We start from the raw sequence: 7,442 nt of genomic DNA, 5'->3' as shown, positions 1-7,442 counted from the left end.
CCTTGTTGATATTCCATACATTAAGTTACGAAATATCACCAAGGTGACAAAGTAAATTGAGGTGATAAAAAGTGGGTTTTGAGACAGTCTGACGGCCTATTTAACGTAACTTTTTTTGATCAATCTATCACATTTATTTAGCTAGAATCAATCCCATATCTCAACAGAAAGGGCTGATAACGTTTAATCTTTTATTTCTATCGTTGACTGCCGTTCTCTATTTACGCTTAATTTGGTAACATCTGGCCTAGAATAGTGCCCTACAGGGTCAAAATTTTGCCTTTCTTGGTAGACTCTTTCAAAATCCAATTCGGCATAAATAAGCCCTGCTTTATCTACAACAGGCTCTATTAACCACTCACCATCTGGACTTGCAATGCAAGAACCACCATTACCCAATACGGCTGGTGCTTTTTCTAGAATAGTATCTAAGAAAGGGGTGTTTTTAGGAAAATCTTTAGTTTGCATTAAAGACGAAACAGAAATAACATAGCTTCTAGATTCCCGCGCTATAAAGCGTGTAATATCTTGGGTATTATTAAGGTTGCCTGGCCAAACGGCAATGTGTAAATTTTCTCCTTGACCATATAATGAGGCTCTTGCCAAAGGCATCCAATTTTCCCAACAATTTAGGCCACCTACCGTAAACTTTTTAAGCGGATGTACGCGAAGTCCGTGCCCATCTCCAGGTGCCCATGTTAGCCTTTCGTCATAGGTGGGCTGTAATTTACGGTGTACAGATTGTACCACCCCATTGGCATCAATATACACCAATGAACAATAAATGCTATGACCACCGCGGTCTTGTGGGCGCTCCATAATTCCTAGATAAATGGCAATTTTAAGTTTTTTAGCAACTGCACAAACCTCATCTAAATCACCGGCTTCTATTTGTATTGCGTTAGCTACGTAGTGTCCGTGAACAGTCTTATTAACCTTTAAATCCCAAGCAGCTCCATCAGTATAAGCTAACCAAAACGGATATCCTGGTAAAAAAGCCTCACCAAATACTACTAATTCTGCCCCGTTTGTAGCGGCCTCTTCTAAGGTGGTCACTACCTTTTTTAAAGTTGCTTCTTTATTAAGCCACACTGGCGCTATTTGTGCGAGGGCTACTTTTAAGATGGAGTCTTTCATACAATTCGGTTGAGGAACAAATCTACATTGATTAATAGGATACTAAATACCCCTACGACTATGATAAATTTAAGGATGTTGTGCAACCAAACAAAATGCTTTTTTTCCTTTGCTTTATAAAGTACAAATAGGCAAACAGCAAAAAGAACAATACAGGCATAAAAGTAAATATACATATGGCCCACTATGAACTTTTTAACTAGAAGAAAAGCTGGGATATAGGTAAGTAAGATGAGTAATGCGATGAGCATCTTCGCTTTTTTTGTGCCGTATAGAATGGGGATTGTACGATAATTTTGTGCCAAGTCCCCTGCCAGATTCTCTAAATCTTTAATGACTTCTCTTGCTAGAATGAGTAAAAAAAGAAAAATGGCGTGTACAAAAATGACCAATTGAAAATTTTGATAGTACACAAACACCACAAAAAAAGGAGAAATTGCCAAGGTTGCTGAGACCAAATTTCCAATAAATGGAAGGCGCTTTAGTTTATGAGAATACAACCAAATGCCAAAAATATAGGCCGAAAAAAATAGTACGGCCTTGAAGGAAATATAACTTGCCGCAACAACGGAGACGAAATTAAGTACAAAATAAGTGGTTAGCTTAAATTTCTGACTCACCAAGCGGTCTAACATACTTTTGGTCGGTTTGTTAATTAAATCCTTTTCTGCATCGTAAAAATTATTGATGATATAGCCACCAGCAATGACCAAAGCAGACGCTGTGACAATTAAAAAAAGATTAACATCAAAGACTACCGACCTAAGTGGTCTATCTGGAGCAAGAATATAGATAGACGCCAAATACTGGGCAAGGGTTATCACTAGAATATTATACCCCCTAACCACGGAAAAAAGACTCAATAACTTATAAAGTAGGAGCTTATTCCGCCTATTCAACATGCCTATTCTCTAGAAATTATAGACTACCTCTAATTTGTGCCCTTGCAATGCCTTTTTAGCTTTTTCTATATCTTCTGTAAAGCCTAAAATGTAGCCGCCACCTCCAGAACCACAAAGTTTTAGGTAATACTCATTAGACTCAATACCTTTTTGCCAAAGTTGGTGAAACTGCTTTGGAATCATGGGTTTAAAATTGTCTAATACTACGTGGGAAAGTTGCTTTACGTGACCAAAAAGACCTTTGATGTCTCCATTAAGAAAATGGTCCACGCATGCATCAGTATGTTTTACAAACTTATCTTTTATGATGGTTCTAAAGCCTTCATTCTTCATTTGCTCCATAAAAATTTGAACCATTGGCGCTGTCTCACCTACCATTCCACTATCTAGTAAAAAAACTGCTCCTTTACCCTCTTTGTTTTGTGTAGGTAGACTGGTAGATTCAATATTATCTTTGGAGTTAATTAGTATGGGCAGACTTAAGTAGCTATTTAGAGGGTCCAAGCCTGAACTCTGACCGTGAAAAAAAGACTCCATTTTACCAAAAATGGTCTTTAATTTCAGTAATTTTTCTCTGGTTAAATTCTCTAAAACCGTTATTTTATCTTGCGCATATTTATCATAAATAGCCGCGACTAAAGCACCGCTACTGCCAACGCCATATCCTTGTGGTATAGAACTATCAAAATACATGCCTGCAGCAATGTCTGCTTTTAAGGAATCCATATCAAAAATTACCAAATCTGCGGATTGTAGTTCCTCTAAATAATTTGCAAAACGCTGTAAACTTTGATTAGATTTTTTGGCTTCTACAGACAATTCTAGTGCCGATTTTAATGCCCCCTTGTAAAAATTATAGGGAATAGAAAGTCCTTTGGAATCCTTAATGATTCCGTACTCACCAAAGAGTAAAATCTTAGAATAAAATAATGGTCCTTTCATAATCTAAAACGCCTTATCGGCTATCTGTTAAAGCTAAACACTTTTAAAGTTAAACAAAAATAATTCTTTTTATGGTTTTGTAAGACTTCTAACCCATTTTTTCCTAACTCTTTAACGTAAAGAGTTGTAAGAAAATTATTTCAAATTTAACTTTTTTGCGCCTTGTCCCACTTTATCACAAATATAGTGTCCATTCTCACAATATTGCACCAACTGCTCCTGAATAAATGCAATCGATTGTTCTTTGTAATCCTCAGGATAAAGTACGTGAACATTAGCCCCTGCATCTAAGGTAAAACAAATTGGTGTCCCTGTAGTTTTTCTATAGTCCCAAATAGCATTAATTATTTGCAAGGTATTGGGCATCATTAAAATAAAATAAGGTGTACTGCTCATCATCATTGCGTGCAAGGTAAGTGCCTCGCTTTCTACAATCCCAATAAATTTTTCTAAGTCGCCACTTGCAAAAACTGCTTCTAAAGCATCTAAATTAGTATGTGCATGTACAAATCTACTTTTTGCATAAGGATGCCCATTCATTAAATTATGCCCAACCGTGCTACTTACTGTTTTTTGTCCTTTGTGTACTAAAAGAATTGTATCATGATAGGTTTTAAAAACTTCATGCACTTTATGCGGATAAGGTACTCCAAATAGGTTCGTACTACGCTCCAAACCACTATGCTTTCCCCATTGCACTAAGCTTCCTTTAATACTTCTACAGGCACTACCAGAACCTAAACGAGCCAAAAATGATGCTTTTTTATCAAAATAACTATCATCTTTTGTAGCATCCGCCATCTTTTCAATTTCTAATAGACATAGTGCTAAAGCAGCCATACCACTCGCAGAAGAAGCAATACCACTACTATGCGGAAAGCTATTAGACGTATCAATCGTAAAATGATATTTTTTTAAATAAGGCAAATAGACCGCTACCCTATTAAAAAAAGTTTCAATTTTTGGTTTAAAATCTTCTTTTGGTTTTCCTTCAAATAGTAAATCAAAAGAAAATTCATCTGCAGGAGTTTTTTCTTTAAAAGTAACTACCGTTCTTGTGGCACAGGCATCTAATGTAAAACTGACAGAAGGATTCGCCGGAATTTGATTTTCTTTTTTACCCCAATATTTTACCAAAGCAATATTACTGGGTGCCTTATAGCCGATTCTACCCTCCTTAGGATAGCTAATATTTGATTGTGGAATAAAATCCTTTTCCGTCATGCGAATAGCGTTTTAGCAAATATACTAGTTGTAAAAATGAAGCCTATTTTACAAATGAAATAAATTACTATTTTAGTACAAATACCTTTTCATGAAGCAGAAACGCATACTTAAAATTGCGATTGCCGTTATCTTATGTTTGTTCATAGGATTTTTAGCTAGTGTGGCTACACAATCTTCCGTTAATGATTGGTATTTGACCTTAAACAAGCCCAGTTTTAACCCACCAAATTGGCTATTTGCACCCGTTTGGACAATACTATATATTCTTATGGGAGTTGCCGCTGGTATTGTTTGGGGTAAGGGTTTTCACCATTTATGGGTAAAAACGGCATTGTATCACTTTGGCTTTCAACTACTCCTTAATGCACTTTGGAGTATGGTTTTTTTTGGATTAAAAAGTCCAGCTCTGGCTTTAGCCATCATTTTAGCATTACTTGTGCTTATAGGTTTAACTTTTAAATGGTTTAAAGTAGTGTCTAAAAAAGCAGCCTATTTACTTATACCCTATTTTGCTTGGGTACTTTTTGCAACGCTACTAAACTATAAGATTTGGGAGCTTAATTAAGCGCTCAATTCTAGCATCTTGAGCATTGTTTTTAAATTACGGGTCGTTGCTTCCACTTTTAATTTCTGTTCAACGTAATTGTTGTTGAGCTTGGCTCTACCATAGCCTTTGCAACAATTTAAATAGATGCATTTAGCTGTCATATAAAACTCTTCATTTTCAAAGGTCAGTAGCTTAAACCTTTTCTCTATATCCGAATCCGGTTTTTCTTTAAGTAAGCAGAAATAAAGATTTTTTTCTTCTTGATTCTTAAAAGGATTGTTGTCTATGATAGCTTTTAAATCACTACTAGAAATTACAATAACTGGAACCTCAAAGGCATATTTTTTTTGAATTATAGCTCCTATTTTTTCTTGTATTTCTAAAGGTGACAATCCACTTTCTACCACTAGGTTCCCGCTCTGTATATAAGAAATGACTGTTTCAAACTCTGGCGCTAATGCCAATTTTAAATCAGCCATTTTTATCATCTTTTGCCCACTGACATTAATACCTCTTAAAAAGACAATATATTTTTTCATAAAATTGATTATTGAGCGGAAGATAGCTATTCTTAATGCAAGATGTGTAATGTCTTGCCGTAAATGACAAAGTGAATAACCTAAAACAATAGCTTAAAATGACTTACCAATACTTTGCGCGGCCAAATAAGCACTTGTCCAAGCATGCTGAAAGTTGAATCCACCTGTAATGGCATCAACATTCAATACCTCGCCTACAAAATAAAGATTATCGACCATTTTACTTTGCATAGTTTTAAAATTTACTTCTTTTAAATCAACCCCGCCAGCTGTTACAAACTCGTCTTTAAAGGTACTTTTACCCGCTACTTTAAAGTTACAAGCTGTTATTTGCTCACTAAGTGATTCTAACTTCAGTTTATTAACATCTGCCCACGTTTCGGCAGGTAAAATACCAGCTGCATGGACCAAACTGTTCCATAATCTTTTAGGTAAGGGCAGCACCTTTGACTTTAGTATAGTTTTTTTAGGCTCTAGTTCTTTACAATGCATTAGAAACTGTAAAAGCGAACCCGTACTGTATTCTGGCAGCCAATTTACTACTAATGTAAATCTATAATCTAACACATGTAATTGTCTAGCACCCCAAGCAGAAAGCCGCAATACGGCTGGCCCAGTTAGTCCCCAATGCGCAATCAGGACCGGCCCTTCTTCCTCCAACAAACTGTCATTCTTTTTTTTACTTTTTAAGGCTTTAATTTCTATTGTTGGACTGGTTGTTTCACGTACTGAAACTTGAGCATTAGTAGCTACACCTTGAAGATTTTTAATACGTTCATCTTTTATGTTGAACGTAAAAAGTGAGGGAACTGGAGCAACAATAGTATGCCCTAACTGACCTATTAACTGCCACATTTTAGGATTACTGCCAGTTGCAATAACCATCTTTTTAGCTTGATATGCTTTATTCATGGTTTGCACCTGCCATTCGCCACTATCTATTTGCTTTAAATGCCTCACTGCACTATTCTTGAGTACCTGTATGCCCAACCTAGCTACTTCTGCCTCAAAACAATCTATGATAGTTTGCGAACTATCGGTAGCTGGAAACATACGACCGTCATCTTCAATTTTTAAGGCAACTCCGCGTTCTTCAAAAAACTGCATAACATCACCAGTCATATAACTATGAAAAGGCCCAAGAAGTTCTTTTTCTCCCCTAGGATAATTTTTGGTGAGTTCTTTTGGATTAAACTCAGCATGGGTAACATTGCAACGTCCCCCACCAGAAATTTTAACCTTAGAAAGTACGGATTTACCCCGTTCTAAGATGGCAATACTAAGATGCGGATTGACTAATGCCGTTTGAATGGCACAATAGTAGCCAGAGGCACCACCACCAACGATAAGAACATCTAACATTAGTTTACGCGGTCTGGATAATTGGTAATAATACCATCCACGCCAAACTCCTGCATTTTTTTAATAGCTGCTGGTTCATTCACCGTCCACGTTAATACTTTAAAACCTTCTGATTGTATTTTGTCTACCTTCTCCTGTGTTAATTCCTCAAAATAGGGATTAATAGCGACTGCGTTTAACTCCTTTGCCACAGCAATTGCAGCCACTGGGTCTTCTTCCGTTAAAACCGCGATAGCAATTTCAGGATTTAATTTTCTCAACCTGCGTAGTTCTTCCCAGTTAAAGCTAGATATGACTATATTTTTCCACTCCCAACCCCCATTTTTAACGTAGTAATCTGTAATAAAATTAACTCTATTGGCAGTACCATCACCTTTCAATTCTATGTTCAAAGCCACCTTATTGTTTATCAGTTTTAATACATCTTGCAATAAAGGAATGCGATGATTACCATCTAAAATAACCTTCTTTAAATCGTACAGATTATACTCCTCTATATTACCCCCAGCATTACCAAGACGGTCTAGCGTTTTATCATGAAAAACAACAGTTTCGCCACTTTTAATATTAATAACATCAATCTCAATCATATCCACACCCATGTCCATTGCTTTTTGTACAGAGGCCAAGGTGTTTTCTGTTTCGTACCCCATAGCACCACGGTGCCCAATAACTAATGGTTTGGTTGTTTGCATATCACAAGAAATCAAAAGTATTGCCATAGCAATACCACCTAATACTAGTTTCATAATAAGGTTTTAGTCAGTCCCTAAAAATACAATTTGA

General features: G+C 36.3%; 8 protein-coding genes. 1 reads left to right on the top strand and 7 read right to left on the bottom strand.

The genetic code is table 11. The features are described 5' to 3' along the window. Positions 1 to 183: 183 nt before the first annotated feature. The 4 genes from FBT53_RS07970 to FBT53_RS07955 all read right to left on the bottom strand — a co-directional run bounded on the left by FBT53_RS07970 (position 184) and on the right by FBT53_RS07955 (position 4,205). Positions 184 to 1,137 carry a carbon-nitrogen hydrolase family protein gene (locus FBT53_RS07970; protein WP_136950655.1) on the bottom strand — a complete coding sequence of 318 codons (954 nt, stop codon included), beginning with the start codon at positions 1,135 to 1,137 and terminating at the stop codon, positions 184 to 186. Further along, entirely contained in the window at positions 1,134 to 2,039 is a 906-nt protein-coding gene (locus FBT53_RS07965) for a geranylgeranylglycerol-phosphate geranylgeranyltransferase (RefSeq protein WP_136950654.1), read from the bottom strand. Before FBT53_RS07965 ends, FBT53_RS07970 begins: the two co-directional genes overlap by 4 nt. A 9-nt stretch (positions 2,040 to 2,048) precedes the next feature. Continuing rightward, positions 2,049 to 2,981: a mevalonate kinase gene (locus FBT53_RS07960; protein WP_136950653.1), complete on the bottom strand. Its 933-nt coding sequence runs from the start codon at positions 2,979 to 2,981 to the stop codon at positions 2,049 to 2,051. 135 nt (positions 2,982 to 3,116) lie between these two features. Next, complete coding sequence (locus tag FBT53_RS07955; RefSeq protein WP_136950652.1) at positions 3,117 to 4,205, bottom strand: diphosphomevalonate/mevalonate 3,5-bisphosphate decarboxylase family protein; 1,089 nt, start codon at positions 4,203 to 4,205, stop codon at positions 3,117 to 3,119. A 91-nt stretch (positions 4,206 to 4,296) separates the two neighbouring features. Between FBT53_RS07955 and FBT53_RS07950 the strand changes: the two genes are divergently transcribed. After that, on the top strand, positions 4,297 to 4,773 hold the full coding sequence (locus FBT53_RS07950; RefSeq protein ID WP_136950651.1) for a TspO/MBR family protein: 477 nt from the start codon (positions 4,297 to 4,299) through the stop codon (positions 4,771 to 4,773). Here FBT53_RS07950 and FBT53_RS07945 read toward each other — a convergent pair. The 3 genes from FBT53_RS07945 to FBT53_RS07935 all read right to left on the bottom strand — a co-directional run bounded on the left by FBT53_RS07945 (position 4,770) and on the right by FBT53_RS07935 (position 7,405). Further along, a complete protein-coding gene (locus tag FBT53_RS07945) occupies positions 4,770 to 5,294 on the bottom strand; it encodes a DUF1697 domain-containing protein (protein ID WP_136950650.1) in 525 nt (174 codons plus the stop codon). The genes FBT53_RS07950 and FBT53_RS07945 overlap by 4 nt on opposite strands. Positions 5,295 to 5,387: 93 nt before the next feature. Beyond that, positions 5,388 to 6,656 carry an NAD(P)/FAD-dependent oxidoreductase gene (locus FBT53_RS07940; protein ID WP_136950649.1) on the bottom strand — a complete coding sequence of 423 codons (1,269 nt, stop codon included), beginning with the start codon at positions 6,654 to 6,656 and terminating at the stop codon, positions 5,388 to 5,390. After that, positions 6,656 to 7,405 carry a glycerophosphodiester phosphodiesterase gene (locus FBT53_RS07935; protein WP_240729785.1) on the bottom strand — a complete coding sequence of 250 codons (750 nt, stop codon included), beginning with the start codon at positions 7,403 to 7,405 and terminating at the stop codon, positions 6,656 to 6,658. The genes FBT53_RS07940 and FBT53_RS07935 overlap by 1 nt, the downstream gene beginning before the upstream one ends. Positions 7,406 to 7,442: the final 37 nt, after the last annotated feature.

This window comes from Flavobacterium sp. ASW18X, from assembly GCF_005144745.1.
Classification (GTDB): domain Bacteria; phylum Bacteroidota; class Bacteroidia; order Flavobacteriales; family Flavobacteriaceae; genus Croceivirga.
The sequence above is the reverse complement of the archived record's forward strand: the minus strand, read 5'-3'. Positions and strand labels throughout refer to the sequence as shown.

Coding starts and splice junctions, on each gene's coding strand:
- FBT53_RS07955 (WP_136950652.1), bottom strand. CDS start 4,205: ATGACGGAAAAGGATTTTATTCCACAATCAAATATTAGCTATCCTAAG.
- FBT53_RS07970 (WP_136950655.1), bottom strand. CDS start 1,137: ATGAAAGACTCCATCTTAAAAGTAGCCCTCGCACAAATAGCGCCAGTG.
- FBT53_RS07965 (WP_136950654.1), bottom strand. CDS start 2,039: ATGTTGAATAGGCGGAATAAGCTCCTACTTTATAAGTTATTGAGTCTT.
- FBT53_RS07945 (WP_136950650.1), bottom strand. CDS start 5,294: ATGAAAAAATATATTGTCTTTTTAAGAGGTATTAATGTCAGTGGGCAA.
- FBT53_RS07940 (WP_136950649.1), bottom strand. CDS start 6,656: ATGTTAGATGTTCTTATCGTTGGTGGTGGTGCCTCTGGCTACTATTGT.
- FBT53_RS07960 (WP_136950653.1), bottom strand. CDS start 2,981: ATGAAAGGACCATTATTTTATTCTAAGATTTTACTCTTTGGTGAGTAC.
- FBT53_RS07950 (WP_136950651.1), top strand. CDS start 4,297: ATGAAGCAGAAACGCATACTTAAAATTGCGATTGCCGTTATCTTATGT.
- FBT53_RS07935 (WP_240729785.1), bottom strand. CDS start 7,405: ATGAAACTAGTATTAGGTGGTATTGCTATGGCAATACTTTTGATTTCT.